17 protein-coding genes and 1 pseudogene are annotated in these 18,491 nt (G+C 44.5%); 12 read left to right on the plus strand and 6 right to left on the minus strand.

Annotation, left to right across the window (positions count from 1 at the left end; all coding sequences use genetic code 11):
- Positions 1 to 191 (minus strand): annotated as a pseudogene (locus F6K53_RS28000) (transposase); the annotation flags it as partial.
- Positions 192 to 287: 96 nt separating this feature from the next.
- Here F6K53_RS28000 and F6K53_RS28005 point away from each other — a divergent pair.
- The 3 genes from F6K53_RS28005 to F6K53_RS28015 are packed head-to-tail and all read left to right on the plus strand — an operon-like array spanning position 288 to position 2,176.
- Positions 288 to 1,487 carry a hypothetical protein gene (locus F6K53_RS28005; protein WP_293082907.1) on the plus strand — a complete coding sequence of 400 codons (1,200 nt, stop codon included), beginning with the start codon at positions 288 to 290 and terminating at the stop codon, positions 1,485 to 1,487.
- Between the two features lie 6 nt (positions 1,488 to 1,493).
- Positions 1,494 to 1,646 carry a hypothetical protein gene (locus F6K53_RS28010; protein WP_293082909.1) on the plus strand — a complete coding sequence of 51 codons (153 nt, stop codon included), beginning with the start codon at positions 1,494 to 1,496 and terminating at the stop codon, positions 1,644 to 1,646.
- A 35-nt stretch (positions 1,647 to 1,681) separates the two neighbouring features.
- On the plus strand, positions 1,682 to 2,176 hold the full coding sequence (locus F6K53_RS28015; protein ID WP_293082912.1) for a DUF427 domain-containing protein: 495 nt from the start codon (positions 1,682 to 1,684) through the stop codon (positions 2,174 to 2,176).
- Positions 2,177 to 2,305: 129 nt separating this feature from the next.
- On the opposite strand, the gene hemH is transcribed toward F6K53_RS28015, so the two are convergent.
- Complete coding sequence (gene hemH, locus F6K53_RS28020) at positions 2,306 to 3,469, minus strand: ferrochelatase (RefSeq protein WP_293082914.1); 1,164 nt, start codon at positions 3,467 to 3,469, stop codon at positions 2,306 to 2,308.
- Positions 3,470 to 3,576: 107 nt separating this feature from the next.
- Here hemH and F6K53_RS28025 point away from each other — a divergent pair, with 107 nt between their 5' ends.
- The gene (locus F6K53_RS28025; protein WP_075904495.1) at positions 3,577 to 4,203 is read left to right on the plus strand and encodes a methyltransferase domain-containing protein; all 627 of its coding nucleotides are present in this window, start codon (positions 3,577 to 3,579) and stop codon (positions 4,201 to 4,203) included.
- Positions 4,204 to 4,396: 193 nt separating this feature from the next.
- Here F6K53_RS28025 and msrP read toward each other — a convergent pair whose 3' ends face one another.
- Positions 4,397 to 5,383 (minus strand): protein-methionine-sulfoxide reductase catalytic subunit MsrP, encoded by a 987-nt coding sequence (msrP, locus tag F6K53_RS28030; protein WP_293082918.1) that lies wholly within the window; start codon positions 5,381 to 5,383, stop codon positions 4,397 to 4,399.
- A gap of 369 nt (positions 5,384 to 5,752) precedes the next feature.
- On the opposite strand from msrP, the gene F6K53_RS28035 reads away from it, so the two are divergent.
- The gene (locus tag F6K53_RS28035) at positions 5,753 to 6,127 is read left to right on the plus strand and encodes a hypothetical protein (RefSeq protein WP_293082920.1); all 375 of its coding nucleotides are present in this window, start codon (positions 5,753 to 5,755) and stop codon (positions 6,125 to 6,127) included.
- A gap of 21 nt (positions 6,128 to 6,148) precedes the next feature.
- Here the strand turns inward: F6K53_RS28035 and pdxA are convergent, their stop codons facing one another.
- Complete coding sequence (gene pdxA / locus F6K53_RS28040; protein ID WP_293082935.1) at positions 6,149 to 7,249, minus strand: 4-hydroxythreonine-4-phosphate dehydrogenase PdxA; 1,101 nt, start codon at positions 7,247 to 7,249, stop codon at positions 6,149 to 6,151.
- Between the two features lie 161 nt (positions 7,250 to 7,410).
- Here pdxA and F6K53_RS28045 point away from each other — a divergent pair, with 161 nt between their 5' ends.
- The 4 genes from F6K53_RS28045 (at position 7,411) to F6K53_RS28060 (ending at position 11,865) form a co-directional block, all read left to right on the plus strand.
- Positions 7,411 to 7,515: a PetM family cytochrome b6-f complex subunit 7 gene (locus F6K53_RS28045; RefSeq protein ID WP_063747919.1), complete on the plus strand. Its 105-nt coding sequence runs from the start codon at positions 7,411 to 7,413 to the stop codon at positions 7,513 to 7,515.
- Positions 7,516 to 7,737: 222 nt separating this feature from the next.
- Positions 7,738 to 8,715: an SDR family oxidoreductase gene (locus F6K53_RS28050; protein WP_293024648.1), complete on the plus strand. Its 978-nt coding sequence runs from the start codon at positions 7,738 to 7,740 to the stop codon at positions 8,713 to 8,715.
- A 213-nt stretch (positions 8,716 to 8,928) separates the two neighbouring features.
- On the plus strand, positions 8,929 to 9,846 hold the full coding sequence (locus F6K53_RS28055; protein ID WP_293082938.1) for an NAD(+) kinase: 918 nt from the start codon (positions 8,929 to 8,931) through the stop codon (positions 9,844 to 9,846).
- Positions 9,847 to 10,224: 378 nt separating this feature from the next.
- Positions 10,225 to 11,865 (plus strand): hypothetical protein, encoded by a 1,641-nt coding sequence (locus F6K53_RS28060; RefSeq protein ID WP_293082923.1) that lies wholly within the window; start codon positions 10,225 to 10,227, stop codon positions 11,863 to 11,865.
- Positions 11,866 to 11,918: 53 nt separating this feature from the next.
- Here the strand turns inward: F6K53_RS28060 and purM are convergent, their stop codons facing one another.
- Positions 11,919 to 12,959 carry a phosphoribosylformylglycinamidine cyclo-ligase gene (gene purM, locus F6K53_RS28065; protein WP_293042234.1) on the minus strand — a complete coding sequence of 347 codons (1,041 nt, stop codon included), beginning with the start codon at positions 12,957 to 12,959 and terminating at the stop codon, positions 11,919 to 11,921.
- 553 nt (positions 12,960 to 13,512) lie between these two features.
- On the opposite strand from purM, the gene F6K53_RS28070 reads away from it, so the two are divergent.
- From F6K53_RS28070 to F6K53_RS28080, 3 genes are all read left to right on the plus strand, one after another.
- Positions 13,513 to 14,595: a septal ring lytic transglycosylase RlpA family protein gene (locus F6K53_RS28070; RefSeq protein ID WP_293024654.1), complete on the plus strand. Its 1,083-nt coding sequence runs from the start codon at positions 13,513 to 13,515 to the stop codon at positions 14,593 to 14,595.
- A 275-nt stretch (positions 14,596 to 14,870) separates the two neighbouring features.
- Positions 14,871 to 16,415 carry a bifunctional pantoate--beta-alanine ligase/(d)CMP kinase gene (locus tag F6K53_RS28075; RefSeq protein ID WP_293024656.1) on the plus strand — a complete coding sequence of 515 codons (1,545 nt, stop codon included), beginning with the start codon at positions 14,871 to 14,873 and terminating at the stop codon, positions 16,413 to 16,415.
- 141 nt (positions 16,416 to 16,556) lie between these two features.
- On the plus strand, positions 16,557 to 17,474 hold the full coding sequence (locus F6K53_RS28080) for a polysaccharide deacetylase family protein (RefSeq protein ID WP_293024658.1): 918 nt from the start codon (positions 16,557 to 16,559) through the stop codon (positions 17,472 to 17,474).
- 703 nt (positions 17,475 to 18,177) lie between these two features.
- On the opposite strand, the gene F6K53_RS28085 is transcribed toward F6K53_RS28080, so the two are convergent.
- On the minus strand, positions 18,178 to 18,465 hold the full coding sequence (locus tag F6K53_RS28085; RefSeq protein WP_293059302.1) for a DegT/DnrJ/EryC1/StrS family aminotransferase: 288 nt from the start codon (positions 18,463 to 18,465) through the stop codon (positions 18,178 to 18,180).
- Between the last annotated feature and the right edge of the window lie 26 nt (positions 18,466 to 18,491).

Consider the following 18,491-nt stretch of genomic DNA (forward strand, 5'->3'; position numbering starts at 1 on the left):
TGTGCACAGACCGAAAATCGCCAAACCTCTCCGGCAAATCACAACCCGGAATACCTGCACGGTATCGGTACAGTACGGCTTCAACAAATAGGCGGTTATCTTTGGCATTTCCACCAACAAGCGCCCTTCTGGCCAGGTAGCATATCCTTAATTCGCTCCCACTGATCATCTCGCAAGGCATACCGACGCATTACTTCCTCCTTAGTTGAGTTTTCCTGACTCCCCTCAGTTCTATAGCTGCACTGACTGGTTGTCAATTCTCTAACTGACGACATGCCCTAGTGAACATGAAAATTAAAACCATTAAAATCCATCAATTAACCCTTCACGAGCATCATTTGGACATTATCTATGGTGCAGATAACTTCAACTTTTCAACTAAAGTGTTTTACCATGATGTATCCTTCAGTTTACTTGCCAGCAAATATTCTCAAGCAGTAATTAATCAAATCGCTGCTTATATTGCCTTATTCGAGGGCATAAAGCTGTGTTCACTATTTCCCAAATACTATGATATTAACCTTGTCGCTGAAAATTTAAGTCAGCCAGTGTTAGAGCTATTTGCCAAGATATATCAAGGAGTCTTTGGTCAACATTGGTATGAAAATAATATAACCGATTACCCTGGTCCTGAACTTATCTATTCACAAGCTAGCTTAAGCAATAGCAAACCCATCTCTATATTTTGCGATAACTCTACCGTACTTGCAGGCTGTGGTGGTGGAAAAGATAGTATTGTAGCTATGAAAATGCTACAAGAAGCAGATGTTCCATTTGCTTCCATGCAATACTCCCATAGTGTTTATGGCAAAGCCGATATCCAACACAATTTAATTTCGGGAGTCCTAGAATACGTCACCCCCCTTAAAAAGCATAAAATTTCTATCTACGATGACTTTATTGACTATCCCTTTCTTCAGCTATATTTCCCAGACAATTCAGGAATTACCGTTCCAGAAACTCCTGTCTCTATCTTTGAATCCTTACCTCTAATGCTGAATGAGGGATACAACTACTTGGCATTAGCCCATGAAAAAAGTGCCAATACTGGTAATTTATTCTGGGAAAAACTAGGTAAAGAAGTTAACCATCAATGGGGCAAAGGCTACGAAGCCGAAAAAGAGTTGAATGAATTCATTCAAGCAAATCTCTTATCTAATTTCTCTTATTTCGGTATTTTGCAGCCCATCTATGACTTCCGCATCTTCAAAAATCTAGCCAAATATCCCGAGGTGCTGCCTAAAATCCACTCCTGCAATATTCAAAAACCTTGGTGCAAGAAATGTCCCAAGTGTGCTTATGTATGGCTAGGTTTGATGGCTGTCTTCGAGCCAGCATCTGTAGATGCAGTCTTTGGCTCCAATTTGTTTGATGATGATGACTTACTCCCTATTTTCAGAGAAATGATCGGACTAGCTGAACATACACCCTTTGAATGTATTGGTGAAATAGATGAAAGTAGATTAGCAATGAAAAAGTGTTTATAAAAAGGTTTGTCTGGCAAAGCCCTAGAGATATTCAAACACGAAGTTTTAGTAGACAGTTCAATTGATTGGCAAAAACTTGAGCAAAAGTATGACCGAGTATATGACACGGAACATGCTATTCCCGATTGGATATTTAGTAAGATTAGAGAGCAACTTTAAGTTTTAAAACTAAGTAGGAAAGCCAAAGACAAGTCATGAGACCAACTCCTATCCCTCCAAAGCCAGGTCAAGAATCCGTTTGGGATTATCCCCGTCCCGCCCGATGGGAAGACATCAATAAACATATTAAGGTAATCTTTAATGGCATTGTTCTCGCAGAAACCCACAGACCTAAGCGAGTTTTGGAAACCAGTCATCCTCCGACTTATTACATTCCACCAGAAGATATCAAACTAGAATATCTGACAGAGACACCCCATAAAACCTTTTGCGAATGGAAAGGCAGGTGTTCGTATTACAATGTCTCGTTAGGTGAAAAACAAGCAACTCATGGAGCTTGGCGCTACCCCGAGCCAACCCCTGACTTTGTTTCCATTAAAGAATACTATGGCTTCTCTGCTCGTCTCATGGATGCGTGCTATGTAGATGATGAGTTAGTCACTCCCCAGGCTGGTGAATTTTATGGTGGTTGGATCACTAAAGATATTGTTGGACCTTTCAAGGGAGGACCAGGAACAATGGGTTGGTAGACGGGTTGCTAGATTTGGTAGATAGTGGCTTACGTTTTGGATCCGTCGAGGGGGACAATTACTTGCCCCCCCTCCCAATTAGATCGGGTAGATCTGGACGTGTCCATTTCCCTTGTAACCTGAAGAAATTTACAACAACCCAGCAAAATGTAGCGGTCCAGTACCACTAATTAACTCCAACAGTAAAGCAATAAACCCAATCATAGCCAGACGACCATTCCAAACTTCTGCTGCTGTAGTCATGCCCCACTCCCACCGCTCGGGAGGGTAAATTTTGACTGTCTTTGGCGGACGAATTACCTCGGAGAGTTCACGGCTGGGTGATTCGAGAGCGTCAACTACCAAATTTGTCAAAGACTCAATAAATAGGGGATGGGTATTGAGCGCTGGTACCCGCTCAAAGTGCTTAATCCCTGATTCTTCTGCTATTTCTCGATACTCAATGTCGATTTCTTGGAGAGTTTCGATATGTTCTGAGACAAAACTAATCGGGACTACCAGCAACTCTTGAGTATTCTTAGCTCCGAGTTCTTGCAACGCATCTTCGGTGTAGGGTTGGAGCCATTCTACCGGACCAACCCGACTTTGATAGGCCAGAGTATGGGGATTGGGGCGGTTGAGGGTTTTCATAATTAAGGAAGTGCAATCCTCAATTTCTTGCTGGTAGGGGTCTCCAGCTTCTGTGACATAGCTGATGGGTACACCGTGAGCACTGAAGAAGATATGGACTTGATCAGGATTAGAAAACTTATCGAGTTCCTGAGCAATTAAATCAGCCATGGCTTGTAGGTATTGTGGCTGCTGGTACCAGGAGGGAATGACTGTGTGTTCAATCTTGCTCAGGTCTGGGTCTTCTTTCCACAGACTTTCTAGCAGACGGAAGCTAGAACCACTGGTGCTGATGGAAAACTGGGGATAAAGCGGTAAAATAACTAAGCGTTCGATCCCATCGGCTTTGATGGTTGCGATCGCTTCTTCAGTGAAAGGATGCCAGTAACGCATTCCTACATAGACACTGACCTCTTGCCCTTTTGTTTGCAAATGTTCCTGGAGGGCTTGAGCCTGGGCGTCTGTAATCTTCCGTAGAGGGGAACCACCACCAATTTGCTTGTAGTTCTCCTGGGATATCTTAGCACGCTTAGTGGAGATTAGCCAAGCCAGGGGTTTTTGCAGCCACGGAAAAGGCAGGCGAATAATTTCCGGGTCAGAAAACAGGTTGAATAGAAAGGGACGAACATCCTTTAACTGATCTGGCCCACCTAGATTAAGCAATAATACCCCAACACGACCCATAGTTAACACAGCTTCCCATAACTTTCATATTTGTTACTCATTTTAACAATATATTTTTTAACTTAAATTTGCAACAAGAAACACAGATCTTTAAGAAGGAGTGAGTAGTGGCAACAGTTCTTAGAGCTTGGAGTTATCAGTACCAATGGCTGTATGATAGTATTTCCCGGATCGCGGCTTTGAGCGTGGGTGGAGAGAGACGATTCCGCCAGCTACCGTTACAGGGCTTAACAATTCATTCAGGAACCAAAGTGCTAGATCTCTGTTGCGGCAGTGGTCAGGCCACCCAGTTCTTGGTGGAATTGTCTGAGCATGTCACAGGCTTAGATATTTCTCCACTATCCCTAGAGCGAGCACAACGGAATGTTCCCCAAGCCAACTATGTAGAGGGTTTGGCTGAACAGATGCCCTTTCCAGATGCTCAATTTGATATAGTTCACACCAGCGCCGCACTCCATGAAATGACCCCTGAGGTGTTGCAGCAGATTATTCAGGAGGTTCACCGGGTGCTTAAACCAGGAGGAGTGTTTACCCTGGTGGATTTGCACAAGCCAACTAATGTTTTGTTTTGGCCAGGGTTAGCGGTATTTATGTGGTTGTTTGAGACCGAGACAGCTTGGCAATTACTAGAGACTGACTTGGTCAAGGGGCTTGAGCAAGTGGGGTTTAAGGTATGCGATCGCTCTTTGCACGCAGGTGGTAGTTTACAGGTTATTCAGGTCACGAAAGGGTAAACGCCGACAGTAACCAAAAAACCTACCCGAAGGGAAGGCCAAGGGCGAACAACCTTCAACCTTCAACCTTTAACCTTCAACCTTAAACCTTCAACCTTTAACCTTCAACCTTCAACCTTCAACCTTCAACCTTAAACCTTAAACCTTCAACCTCCCCTGCACCCAACGCCAAAGGCTAACAACCAAATAACCTTCAACTATATAATCCACCTACATATTCCCCATAACCGTTGTAAGGTAGGGTGGGTCGTTTTTCCCAGGATAAGTTAGGACCGCTACTGATGAATCTTTCTGTCGCTTGTGACCATCTCGGGTGAGGCTTATTGGGGTTAACATTTGCCTCAAAGTCATATTCATAGGAATTAATAGTATTCCAGTAGGTAGCTGGCTGGTTAGCTAAAAACTCCACTTTGACTATAGATTTTGCTCCTTTAAAACCATATTTCCAGGGCACTACCATGCGAATAGGAGCACCATGTTGCTTGGGTAATAGATGACCATAAATACCAATAGCAAAAAATGCTAGTTCGTTAGCCATTTCCTCAACACGTAAACCTTCCGTATAAGGCCAAGGTAAGGAACCAAGGTGTATGCCTGGACCAATAGTAATTTTGCGGTCATAATAGGAGGTAAATCGCACAAATTTAGCCTCTGAAGTAGGTTCTACTGCTTTGATCAGCGCTTTCATCGGAAATCCGATCCAGGGTAGCACCATTGACCACGCCTCTACACAGCGGAAGCGATAGATCCGCTCTTCGATCGGAAATTTAGTTTGGAGATCATCTAGGTCATAGGTTTGGGGATTTTTGACTAATCCGGTTACCTCTACCTTCCAGTCTTTGGTTGGTAAATTTTGCGCTGCTTGCCAGATCGATTTACTGCCGCCAAATTCATAAAAATTGTTGTACTGTCCAGCGAGCTCCTCATCAGTGATCGGTCTGTCAACACTGGCAAAAGCTGGATTGGTTGCTAAGGATTTGAACTTGGGTTGATTTAGGGTTTCCCAAAGAGCTTTGTCTGAGGCAGAGGAACCTTGACAACCAAGAATTGATAGCATTCCAGTGCCTAGGCTGGCACCAACTAAATTTTTGATAAAGCGACGTCGGTTAAAATAAGCCGTTTCTGAGGTGACTTGTTGCTCTGGCAGTTCCCAGGACTTTGGTACACGAATGATGGTCATAAAGTAAGTGATATTGTTGACGGTGAGCTTTTAGCAGTCAGCCTAAACAGGCTAGTCGAGCTTATAGCTGGCAAGGGTAGCTTTTCAAGTAGTGCCTTGACTGATAGCGTGGGTTAAAACCTTAAGGTAAGCATTCAGCTATCATCCGCGTAGCGTGACCATAGGCCAAGGCCAAAGCTTACCTCTTTTATTGAAAAGCTGATAGCTGATAGCTGATAGCTTAAGTTATGCTTGTACAAAGTTATAGTTAAAATTACTACCGCTTATTTTTTTTATAAGGATGTATTCGGATGCCAGATTAATGTCAAGACTACTAAAATAAAAATAAATAAATAAAATAAGGTAAATAAAAAAACCAGGAGAAAGCTGATGATCCGTAAAACAATAGTTATAGTAGGAATCGGCTGGATAGCTGTGGGATTGGTACCTCTTGCTTATGCTCAGTCAGGAGCGCAGTCTAGTGAGCCAAGCGGTTCAGTAACCCTGTCTGGTGACACCCTCCGCCAAGTTAATGGTCGCACGGTCTCAGACGATTATGGCACCTTTTTCCCAACATCACTAGAGCTAGAGGAAACGGAAGGCTTAGGTAACAATTTACAGCCTAAGTTCAAGGTTGGCTCAAGGGACAATGTAGACATAGTTTTTGGGGATGTCATCCAGCAGGAAGAACTTAATGTGTTTCCTCAATCCTCAACTACTCGCAATACTCAAAAAGTCCAGTTGGCGGTTCCACTTAGAGAGTAAAGGTTGAGTACAAGGCAAGTTCTAACCACTGATAGCTAAAGGGTTACTCAACCTCTGGTTCACCAGTTCAGTAGCCAGGCTAATTGCAGCCTTCATGCTAGTAGCGTTAGCAATGCCAAGACCAGCAATATCAAACGCTGTGCCATGATCAGGAGAAGTGCGCACAAACGGTAAACCGATGGTAGTATTGATCGCTCGGTCAAATGCCATAAGTTTGACAGGAATTAAGCCCTGGTCATGATAAAGTGCCAAATAAGCATCATAAGCATCATCAGCGTACTGCTGATGGTTGCCGTACCAAGCCTGACCAGGTTTTACCCAAAGAGTGTCAGGAGGTACTGGTCCATCTAATTGGATAGTCGGGCGTTGCTGGCGCTCTTGCTCTAGCCAGGGAATCAACCAATCTTGTTCTTCACAACCTAGCTGACCCTGCTCACCACTATGAGGATTTAACCCAGAAATCGCGATTCGAGGTTTCTTGATGCCAAAATCCCTACCCAAGCAGGCTATCAGTAAGTCTAGTTTACTCGCCATCAATAATGGCGTTAAGATGTTTGGTACTTGACTTAAGGGAATATGTGTGGTAGCTAAAAGTGTACGTAGCACCCAACCGCTATGGGGCGATCGCGCTACGAACAGCATCCCAAATTGTTTGACACCAGAATACTGGGCTAGCACTTCAGTTTGACCAGGATAATCATGTCCTGCCGCTTTCCAGAGAGACTTGGCAATGGGTGCGGTCACAATACCATCAAACTGACCACGTTGGGTGAGTGCGATCGCATTTTCGAGATACACAAAACTAAGAGCACCACTAGCCGCATTACCAACACCTGGGGTGATTTGAGGCCGTTGTCCATAATCCAACTCAATGTCAAGGATTGATAATGTCTCTGGGGAAGCTAAAGTAGCTACATCTTCAACCCCCTGCTGACGTAGCTGGGTGTAAGCCCCATTCAAGAGGTACCGACTGCCAATCACCGTTATCTCACAATTCCTAGTGACTTGGGAGTCTGCCAATGCCTTGAGGACAACTTCTGGTCCAATGCCTGCTGGATCTCCCAAGGTCACCGCTAACCGAGGAAGCCTTGGTGGTGAGTTAAGTTTTCCTGTCAAAGACATCTTCTGATGGTTTGTTGACAAGTCTGACATCATTCCTCAACACTCCCGGATCCTAACCCCTTTGCTGAAATAGTCTTGCTCAGGATTTCCATAGGATTGCTATATTTTGGCACCCTAGTCATGATACCTTGTAACAAAAGTACATAGGAGATCATAAAACAATGGGTACAGAAATTTTCAATGCAGCATTTTTGTCCTTCACCTTGATTCTTGTGGGTTTGGGCTTAGGCTTCTTATTACTCAAAATCCAGGGAGTGTCAGAATAGTTTCTAGTGAATGGGTTATGGGGTAACGGCTGTGGGGTTTGGTCAAGAATTCTTTCACAGTTTTCTTCCAAATCCATGACTGATGCTGTCTAACGCCTCAACCCATTCTCCCACACCCCTCACCGTGGGCAAAGCCTATTGAATACCAGAAACATGAGATATCGACAAAATTTCTGATAGAATCTTATAGAAACTTAAAGATTCCTTACTAAAATTACTATAATGAACTTGTTGGTCGTCGGTGCAACTGGCACCTTAGGAAGACAGGTGGTTCGTCGTGCACTGGACGAGGATCATCAGGTACGCTGTCTTGTACGCAGTCCACGAAAAGCCTCTTTCCTAAAAGAATGGGGAGCAGAACTAGTACAAGGAGACCTCTGTGTTCCAGAAACCCTGCCAAAAGCCCTGGAAGGGATCACAGCTGTCATTGATGCGGCAACATCGAGACCAACAGATTCTCTGACCATCAGACAGGTAGACTGGGAAGGAAAAGTTGCCCTAATTCAAGCTTCTGTGGCTGCTGGTATAGAAAGATATGTCTTTTTCTCAATTCTGGGAAGTGAGAATTTTCCTCATGTCCCACTGATGGAAATAAAGCACTGTACAGAACTATTTCTGGCAGAATCAGGATTGCCACACACAATCTTGAAACCGAGTGGCTTTATGCAAGGCTTAATTGGTCAGTATGCCATCCCGATTTTGGATGGACAGGCGGTTTGGATTACAGGAGAAACCTCTCCCATCGCCTATATGAACACCCAGGATATTGCTAAGTTTGGCATTCGTGCTCTGGAAGTTCCAGAAACAGTAAATCAGACATTCCCGGTTGTGGGAACCAGAGCCTTTAGTACCTACGAAATCATTAACCTGTGTGAGCGGTTGTCCGGTAAAGATGCTAAAATAGCCCGACTCCCAATAAATTTTTTGCGGGGTATGCGGCGATTCGTGAGATTTTTTCAGTGGGGCTGGAATGTGGCAGACCGGCTTGCCTTTACTGAGGTGCTAGTGAGTGGGAAACCTCTGGATGCACCGATGGAGAAGGTATACGAGGTCTTTGGCCTAGACCCTAAGGAAACCACAACTTTGGAAGAATATCTACAGGAATACTTTAACCGGATTATGAATAAGCTCAAAGAAATCGATTACGAGAAAGCTAAAAAGAAGTCTAAGAAGAGGACTCCTTTTAAATCTAAATCCTAGATATTTCCTGGAAAATCTATAAGCGCGAGGTTTTGGGGAGCCAGTGCAGCCAAAGTGCTTCTCGACGGGGCTTACAAAGTGCAGACGCAAGCCTGAGTACGCAGCCGGTCCCCATAGCGCGACTGCATCAAGACGGTACCTGATTAAATGACAATTGTCCATGATGTTCGGTGATAATTTAATCCAAGTAGTTCAAGACGGGGACTGGTGAGTATACCAAAAGCAGGCATTATCTACAACGACCTTAAACCAATGGCTTGTAGCGTTGCTGAAGAGTTGCACAACCAATTGAGGACTGCGGGTTGGGAAGTGTGTATGGCGACAGGGGTTGGGGGAATTCTGGGTTATTCGAGTCCTCAATCACCAGTGTGTCATACACCAATGGACAAACTAGCCCCCCCTGGTTTTGATGACCAGATGGCTTTCGCAATTGTATTGGGGGGAGATGGTACAGTACTAGCGGCTTTTCGCCAAGTGGCTCCCCAAGGGATCCCTTTGCTAACGGTGAATACAGGTCACATGGGTTTCTTAACAGAGACCTATGTCAATCAGTTGCCTTCTGTCTTGGAACAGGTCATGGCAGAAGAGTATGTTATAGAAGAACGGTCGATGCTTTCTGTGCAGATCCTGCGAGATGAGAGGGTTTGGTGGGAGGCACTTTGTTTAAATGAAATGGTATTGCACCGGGAACCGTTGACGAGTATGTGCCATTTTGAGGTACAAATAGGACATCACGCACCAGTGGATATTGCAGCTGATGGTATAATTGTCTCAACACCCACTGGCTCTACTGCCTATTCTCTAAGTGCTGGAGGACCAGTATTAACTCCTGAGGTGCCGGTGTTGCAACTGTTGCCCATCTGTCCCCATTCTTTGGCATCTCGGGCATTAGTTTTTGCCGACACAGAGCAATTAACCATTTTTCCCGCTACTCCCAATTCGATGGTGATGGTAGTTGATGGCAATGGTGGTTGCTACGTAATACCAGAAGATAAAATAAAAGTTAAGCGATCGCCTTACTCCGCTCGATTTATCCGTTTGCAAGCACCGGAGTTTTTCAGGGTTTTGCGAGAAAAGTTGGGGTGGGGATTGCCACACATTGCTAAACCGACCTCTGTGGAGTTGCCTTAGGGCTATTGTTCCTGTAAGCTCCTCAGTCTAAATTAAGAATTAAACAGCCTAGCAAGGGTCAAGGGGAGTTAGGCAGAAGTGTCAAAAAAGGTGATTGCTGCCTGTTGGTTAAGAGAAACATGATTAGCTCGAATCAACTAACCATAGGGGTTTCCTGAACGTGTTGCTCGAAAGTTGTATTCATAACCTAGCACCATGACTCTCGATCTGGTAGTTTCTGGTGGTGTGTGGTGGTGTCCGATATCCATAATATTTAATCGGTGAAACGCAACTTTGGATCAGGGGGGCTTGTGCAACCTTTGCCCCGGTAAGATAGGAGTATCCACCAGCAACTGGCTATTCACGGTCGGTACTTAGGCAATCAACCCAAACTATTCTATGTCTGCTTTGAATCGCAATACTCGTCGTCGGCTCAATAAATTACAACAGACTTCCAGTGTGTGGGAGGGAGACCGCCGTCCCCTGTCAGTTATTGGTAACAATCATCAACAGCCGGATGGTGAGGGTCATAATGATTGCATTCTTTGGGTGGATGGCTCGGAAGGCATTGTCAGGGCAATGGATTTAGTATCACCAACCATGGGACCAGAAGCGATTGTTCGTGCCCTTATGCAAGCCATGGAACATCCCCAAAGCCCCGCCAGACCAGCACGACCCTCAAAGATTGTTGTTCGTAACCGAGAAATTCAGTTCTTTTTGCGAGGTGTCCTTCAAGGGTTAGACATTGGCATTGATTATGTACCCAATTTACCCTTGATTGACGAACTGTTTCGGGGATTTGAGGAAATGGCGGCTACTCGACAACCCCAGCTACCACCTAAGTATGCCGACCTACTTATAGAAAAAGCCTATGAAATTTGGCATGAAGCTGCTTGGGAAGTAGTGGCTGATCATCAGATTATCTCAATTGAATTAAATCGCTGGGATGTGGAAACCCTATACGTCTCAGTAATGGGTATGCTGGGTATGGAATACGGGGTACTACTATATCGCTCCTGGGATTCCCTGAAACGGTTCCGATCATCAGTGCTGGCAGATGACTCGTGGGAAAAGATGGAACAAGCTTTCTTAGGGCAAGATTGTTTGTTTTTAACTTTTGGGCGGTTTGGTGATGATACCGAAGATGAGGATGAAGAGGATGATATAGATTTAGCTGATTTGCCAGTATCTGAGATTGTACCTGGCTTTGGTACAGTCCATCCCTTGGAAGGAATGCGACCTTATATTTATGAAGAAGAAGCGATCGCAATTTATGTTGCCCTAGAAGCGATTCAGCGATTTGTTCACCATTACCATGAGGAATTAGATGACGAAAACTTACCCAAGATTGGTAAGCGCTACCGCATCCCGGTACCCCTAGAACCAAAATCTACTGTTAACGTTAAAGTTAACACCCATCCTGACCTGGCGGATGAGTTGTTAGAGATGGCAATTGAGTCCGAGGAAGATGATTTCGATTCAGAGTCGATGACCATACCCTTACGGGATGACCTTGTGCCAAAGGATGCTTTCCTCAAGCTGGGCATGATGTCTTGGGAAGCAATAGAATCTATTCGCTCTGGTGTCAAATCCTATCAGTCTCAGAATATAAAGGCAATCGGGGAAGGCATGCCAGTTATTTTGATTCAAACCACCCGACCAAAGGCACAAGTGTTGATAGAGCAGATCGAGACCGCTGGTGGACTCAAAGGGATTTGCTTTAATTCAGGGGAAGACCCCTTTGAGGGCACACGCTACGACCTTGGCATTATCCAAACAGAAAACAGCAGTCTTTATTTATTAGGAGAGTTTTCTGAAACCGATACCAACCATGCTGCTGCCCGCCAGCAGTGGGAGGAGGGTTGTGAAAATCAGGGATATTGTGGTTTAGTTATTGCCAGAGGTCTAGCAGGAGCATCTCGGGGTAATCCCAAGCCTCGTGACATGATGGCATTGTTTGAAGCGCGATCGCTCTCCACTACAGATTTGGGAATAGCAATCCTCAAGGCAGAACCCTCAATAACTGAGCCACCCTTCTGACCTTCTGATTGAGAGAATGATTGAGAGACTCCCCACCCAGAAGCCTGATCCGATCACGGGATAAGTAGACCAACAACACCACCATCCCCTGGGATTACTTCACCAATTTTACATGCATTTACCTGCTGTGAATTAAACGATGTTAGGGTTTCCTCAACCTGCTGTTGAGGAACAATCAGCACAAAACCAATCCCCATATTATAGGTATCAAACATTGCCTGAGGACTAACCTGACCTGTGTGAGCTAGCCACTGAAAAATTGGTGGAATCACCCAGCTGTTGGGATAAATCTGGACGGATTGTCCAGCACCCAGGCAACGAGGGAGGTTTTCTGGGATACCGCCGCCGGTAATGTGAGCCATACCGTGAATCTCGATACCAGCCCTACGAGCATCAAGTACCGGTTTCACGTAAATCTGAGTTGGTGTCAACAATTCCTCCCCTAAGCTTTTACCAGCTAACAATTCCGGAGTTATGTCCCAGGAAAGAGCGTTGTCTGGGGAATCCTGAACAATTTTCCGGATCAGACTAAAACCATTGCTGTGGACGCCCTGACTGGCCAAACCAATTGCCACATCTCCAATTTGCACTTGGGAACCGTCCAACATACGGCTCTTTTCCACAATTCCTACACAAAACCCTGCTAGGTCATACTCGGCGAGTTCGTAGAAACCAGGCATTTCTGCGGTTTCCCCTCCTAGTAAAGCACACCCAGCCAGACGACAACCTTGGGCAATACCGGCAACAACCTGAGTCAGTTGTTGTTGATTGAGCTTGCCAGTTGCTAAATAATCCAAGAAAAACAGGGGTTCCGCACCAACAGTCAAGACATCGTTGACGCACATGGCTACCAAATCAATGCCAACGGTGTCATGGCGGTTAAGGTCTTGAGCCAATTTGAGTTTAGTACCAACTCCATCAGTTCCAGATACCAACACTGGCTCAGTATATCCCACTGGCAGCTGAAAGCAACCACTAAAGCCACCCAGTCCACCTAATACTTCCGAACGGTGGGTACTTTTTACCAGGCTACGGATTTGCTTAACAAATCCTCGACCTGCTTCAATATCAACACCAGCGTCTCGATAATCCATGGGAACACACAAATGCTTTTGAGCTAGAAATGCAGGATGTATTTTACAGCGTAGCGTCGATCAAGACCTAGGGGGCAAATAGGGTCAGATCAGTAGTGTGTTGAGGAAGGCCGTGGTCAGCGCCGTGGTCAGCGCCCTTCATTACCAGAATTGCTTGCACCTAGTCTGTATTAAAGTTTACTTTAGGTCGGAAATTTGGTGAAGCTGATTCATTAGTTATTTCGCAGATCTTGATGGAATTGATAAGAATTAACTATTATTGACTTGACTTCACAAAAACTTCATAAAACCTCTAACCACTAATATAACTTAGTTTGTGGTGAATTTACAACAGTCGTTTTTGACAAGTTATTAGTAACCGCTTCATAAAATGGGGATTCCACCATCAGAAACTTCATGGTATTCTGTTTCAGGTTTTTAGTTAAATCACTAATAACCATTTGTGAGGAAATAACCATTTGTGAGGAGTTAATGGGCAAGTTGAAGTTATGTTACTGCGTTTGTTGCAGCACCATAATGCCTAAAACTGCCAATTATCTTAGACTACAGACCTATGAATCAAAAAATTTGGGGTGGCATTACCGTTTCTGTGCTAACAACAGTTCTCGGTGCAACAATATCAACTCCTGTCTCATCCGCTGAGACAGTTACTCAGACTGTGACCAGAAATTCTGATACCCAACTGGCACAAGAATTGCCATCTAGCGTAACTGCAGCAATAGAAAAACTACCAGCTCAGCCAACACCAGAGTTTCAATTTGCTGAGTTTCCAGAGCAACTGAGAACTGCTAAACCTGATGAAATCATTACCAATATTTATGCTTATCAACTGGCAGGACGTCAGGCAGCTACACTGTATGTCCGTAGTATTCCTGTTCTGACTTTCCTAGGTTCACAGGAAATCAATGCTGACCCTAGCAAAGACAGAGTTGCTACTGAGGTTGAAAAGATAGCAACTCCGTCTTCTGTTGCCCCAGGCAACGCTACGATATCGGATGCTAATGGGTCAGAAAATGACTCAATTCGGCGGGCTCAAGTGGTTGCTGCTCGGATCAATGAACTTCATCGCAACAATGTCAATGCTGAGTCAATCACTGTCCGTTGGAATGGTTCCTACAAAAGCTACAGCATCCAAGTCAATGGGGAAGAATTAGTCCAAGTTGATCAGAATACAATTCTGCCAGATACCACTAAAGACCTGGCTGAAGATGCTCTACAAGCTACTAATCGATTGCGACGGCTGATCGGTTACGCTTCCCCTCTCAAAGAAATTGCCGACTTACCGCCAGCACCAAAACCACGAAGAGTACAGAAAGTAGCTAGGAGTACCACTCGGCGAGTAAGAAGTCAGATGAGGGGTATGGCTTCTTGGTATGGTCCGGGTTTCCATGGCCGCCGCACTGCCAGTGGTGAGCGATTTAATCAATACGCCCTGACTGCTGCTCATCGTACCTTGCGGTTTGGGACTAGGGTGCGGGTGACTAACATGAGAAATGGTCGCTCCGTGATTGTGCGAATTAATGACCGTGGACCCCACAGCAGGAGTCGGCTCATTGACCTTTCCAGGGGCGCAGCCCGAGTTATTGGACTTGAAAGATCCGGCACTGCTGCTGTGCGTCTAGAGGTTTTATATTAATTTCACGGCAATGGCTAATGGCTAATGGGTAATGGCTAATAGTAATCCAATTCCCAATTACCCATTACCAAAGGTGAAAAAAAATTTGTTGCAGCTGCCAGAATAATTGGATTGGTCAGGTCTGGCACTGGGCCTGTGCGTATAGAGATTCTTTATTGAATTGATTAGTGATTAGTCATTAGACATCTCCAGGAATTGCCAAGGAATTCCTGGAGATGCCTATTTCTATAGGACTATGTTGCTAACATCGATAAGAATCTAAACTCTAGAGTCTAATGCACCTGTTTACAACAACTGCTGGATTACACTGCTACTTAGAACGTCAAGGTCCTGGCAAGGAAGTGGGTCTGGTAACCACTATGGGAGCCTTGCACAAGGGTCACTTAAGCTTAATTGAGCGGGCAAGACGAGAAAATTCCCTGGTCATTGTCAGCATTTTTGTGAATCCTCTTCAGTTTGCACCGACAGAGGATTTTCAGGAGTACCCCCGTGGATTGGCTCAGGATCAAGAACTTTGCCAACAGATTGGAGTTGATGCAATTTTTGCTCCCACTGTGGATCAGTTGTATGGTGACAATCCAATGCCCACTGCGGACAAGGGTGATGAATTGACTCAAGTGATTCCACCCAAAGCCATGACCTCTGTCCTATGTGCTGTCTCTCGTCCTGGTTTTTTTCGGGGTGTGGCAACTGTCGTAGTCAAGCTGTTGAATCTGGTACGACCAAACAGAGCCTATTTTGGTCAAAAGGATGCCCAACAGTTGGCAATCATCCAGCGTATGGTGGCAGATTTAAAGTTACCAGTGACCATTGTTCCTTGTCCGATTGTGCGGGAAAAGTCGGGACTCGCGTGTAGTTCTCGCAATCAATACCTGACACCAGAGCAAAAAGCCCAAGCATCATTACTATATAAAGGGTTGCGTAGTGCTCAGAAAGCGTTTCAAGGTGGATTATGCGATCGCATCAATCTGATTGAGAGGGTTAGGTCAGAATTAGCTGGAACCCAGGATATCCAGGTGGAGTATGTGGAATTAGTAGATCCTGTTACTCTAACCCCCCTCGAACAGGTTGAAGAGCAAGGATTATTAGCGATCGCAGTTCACTTAGGTACAACTCGTTTAATTGACAATATACTCCTGTCCCACCGTAAACCGATTGTGGCCATTGATGGTCCGGCTGGAGCTGGAAAATCTACCGTTAGCCGTTTGGTAGCCAAAGAGTTAGGATTGATGTATCTTGATACTGGTGCCATGTACCGGGCTGTGACATGGCGGGTGCTCAAAGCCGGTATTGACTTGGAGGATGAGCCTGCGATCGCAGAATTAGTCAGTAAGTGTACAATTAATCTGAGTAATAATCAACCAGGAGAGTCTGGGATTCAGGTGTGGGTTGATGGAGAAGAAGTTACCCAGGTCATTCGCTCACAGTCCTTTACTGCCAAAGTGTCTACAGTGGCTGCTTTGAGTTCAGTACGCCGTGAGTTACTCAAACAACAACAACGCTGGGGTCGTCAAGGAGGAGTAGTGGCTGAAGGTCGTGACATTGGCACCCATGTCTTTCCCAATGCAGAAGTCAAACTATTCTTAACAGCTTCTGTCCAAGAAAGGGCCCGCCGCCGTCAGCAAGACCTGAAAAACCAAGGGCAAGAGGTGAGCTTAGAACAGCTGGAGCAGGAGATTCAACAGCGCGACCTGAAGGACAGCACCCGTGCTGTAGCCCCCTTGCGCAAGGCAGCTGATGCTATTGAAGTACAAACCGATGGTATGAGTATTGCAGAAGTTACCGATTGTCTTGTTAATATCTACTATCAGCAATTGTGACCAGATAGCTGACCGCTAATGTTAAACAGACAATTAAACAGACAATTAGGCAACAGCTAGCCACCACTCTATAAGATGATGGTTAGTTACAGATGATAATTTACTTTCCTGGTATTTTTGCAGGAGCAAAGGAGACCAATTTTGGCAAAACGTGAGGGCTTATTCTGGTCGCGCAGTACATGGATTATAATTGCTGCTATTCTAAGTTGTATGGCTGGCTACACCTTGAAAACAAGTCGATGGGCTAACCAAAATATTGCTGCACTAATCACTAGGCAAATGCCACAGCAGCAAACTGACTCAAAGAAGGTTGAAACGTTAACTAAGCCGCCAGATCAAGGTTTGCAGCAAGGTATTGCTAAATGGGCAGAGCAAGAGAGAGGCAAGCAGATTAACTATGTTCCTCCGCAATTTCGGGGAAAATATATCGAGGACGTTGAGCTTAAAACTCCACAGAAAGTCATTGCCTTGACCTTTGACGATGGTCCTTGGCCGAAGATGACTAACGATGTGCTACACATCCTTAAAAAATATGATGTTAAGGCAACTTTCTTCGTGGTAGGGAGAAATGTTTATCTATATCCAGAAGAGCTTAAGAAAATTGTGGACCATGGTCATGCCCTTGGCAACCATAGTTGGAACCATAGTTATTACTATCATAATCCCTTAGCAGCTGCTAAGGAAATTGATAACACCACAGCACGGATTTACAAAACTATTAACGTTAAGACCTCTTTGTTTAGACCCCCTGGGGGGATAATGAACAATGGCTTAGTGGCTTACGCCCGAAAAAAAAATTACGTGATTGTAAAATGGTCAGCTGACTCAGAGGATTACTCGGTAAACCAACGTCGGTTGACCTATAATGTTCTCCGCAGAGCGAAACCGGGAGGAATTGTGCTACTCCACGATGGTGGCGGCAATCGTGCCAAGACGATACGAGCTTTACCGGTAATTATTACTGAATTGAGAAAGCAAGGTTACCAGTTTGTGACTGTACCGGAATTGTTGGATATGGCACGAAAAGAGTTGGAGATAGCACAAAAAGAACAGAAGTGACATGTAATTACTTATCAACGGTTAACCGTTAGCTTTTGACAGTCAAGGGTCAACTTTAAACCCGTAAATACGTAATCAGTTATAATCAACTTGAGCTTAACCTAACCTTGGAGGCTTTGATTGTTGACCTTGGTATCTTTTATTCTTAATTTTACCGCCAAAATGGCGACATAGCTTTCTGAAACTTAGTTATCCTATTCGATAAGTTATCTACCCAAATTAACCTAGCAAACCGAGATTGAAATCTTCAACCAAAACAATACTGTTAACTGTTAAGAAGTTAACGGTTAACTGTTCAGGACTTACCCAAAGTTCATGACTTACCCAAAACTCGGCACCAAACGCGCTTATGTAGTTATGGTGTATTTATCTAGTAGTTGGCTTTAATAACGGCAGGAAGCAGGTCAATTTTGTAAGAACACTTGAACTACAAACGCTTGAATTACAGTGTTTTTGGGGCGTCAGTAGCAGTTATGAGCTATTTTAGTACATTGTTCTGCAAATTTGACATGCTCCCCTCCCAACCTAACTTAAGTAAGCGAGAATGCCACCGCTATCGCTAAAATCATCCTCACGCTTCCTCTCATAGTCCAGAAGCCCTCTCAAACACCTTTCAGGTATACTCCGATTACCAACCTTTTTGATACTTTGCCCTACAAATAACACCTGCTAAATCAAGCGGATTTGGTATGACTATCGACTACTAGCAAAATACTTGCTGCACTGCTTTAACTATTCTGTTAATATCGGTCATATCCAATTCTGGATAGACTGGTAAAGATAATAACTTTTCCACGATTTGCTTTGCTATTGTTAATCGTCCTACCCGATGAGGTAAACCATTTTGATAAACAGGTTGATCTGGAATCAATTTCGGATATATTCTCATAGTTTCGATGCCAACAGAAATTAAGTGGTCTTCTAATTTCTGTCTTGTCTGGACTGAATCCTTTATAACAGTGTATAGATAATAAACATGAGTCCGATAAATTCATCAGTGATGAATCTAATCACATT

Source organism: Moorena sp. SIO4A1, from assembly GCF_010672065.1.
Classification (GTDB): Bacteria; Cyanobacteriota; Cyanobacteriia; order Cyanobacteriales; family Coleofasciculaceae; genus Moorena.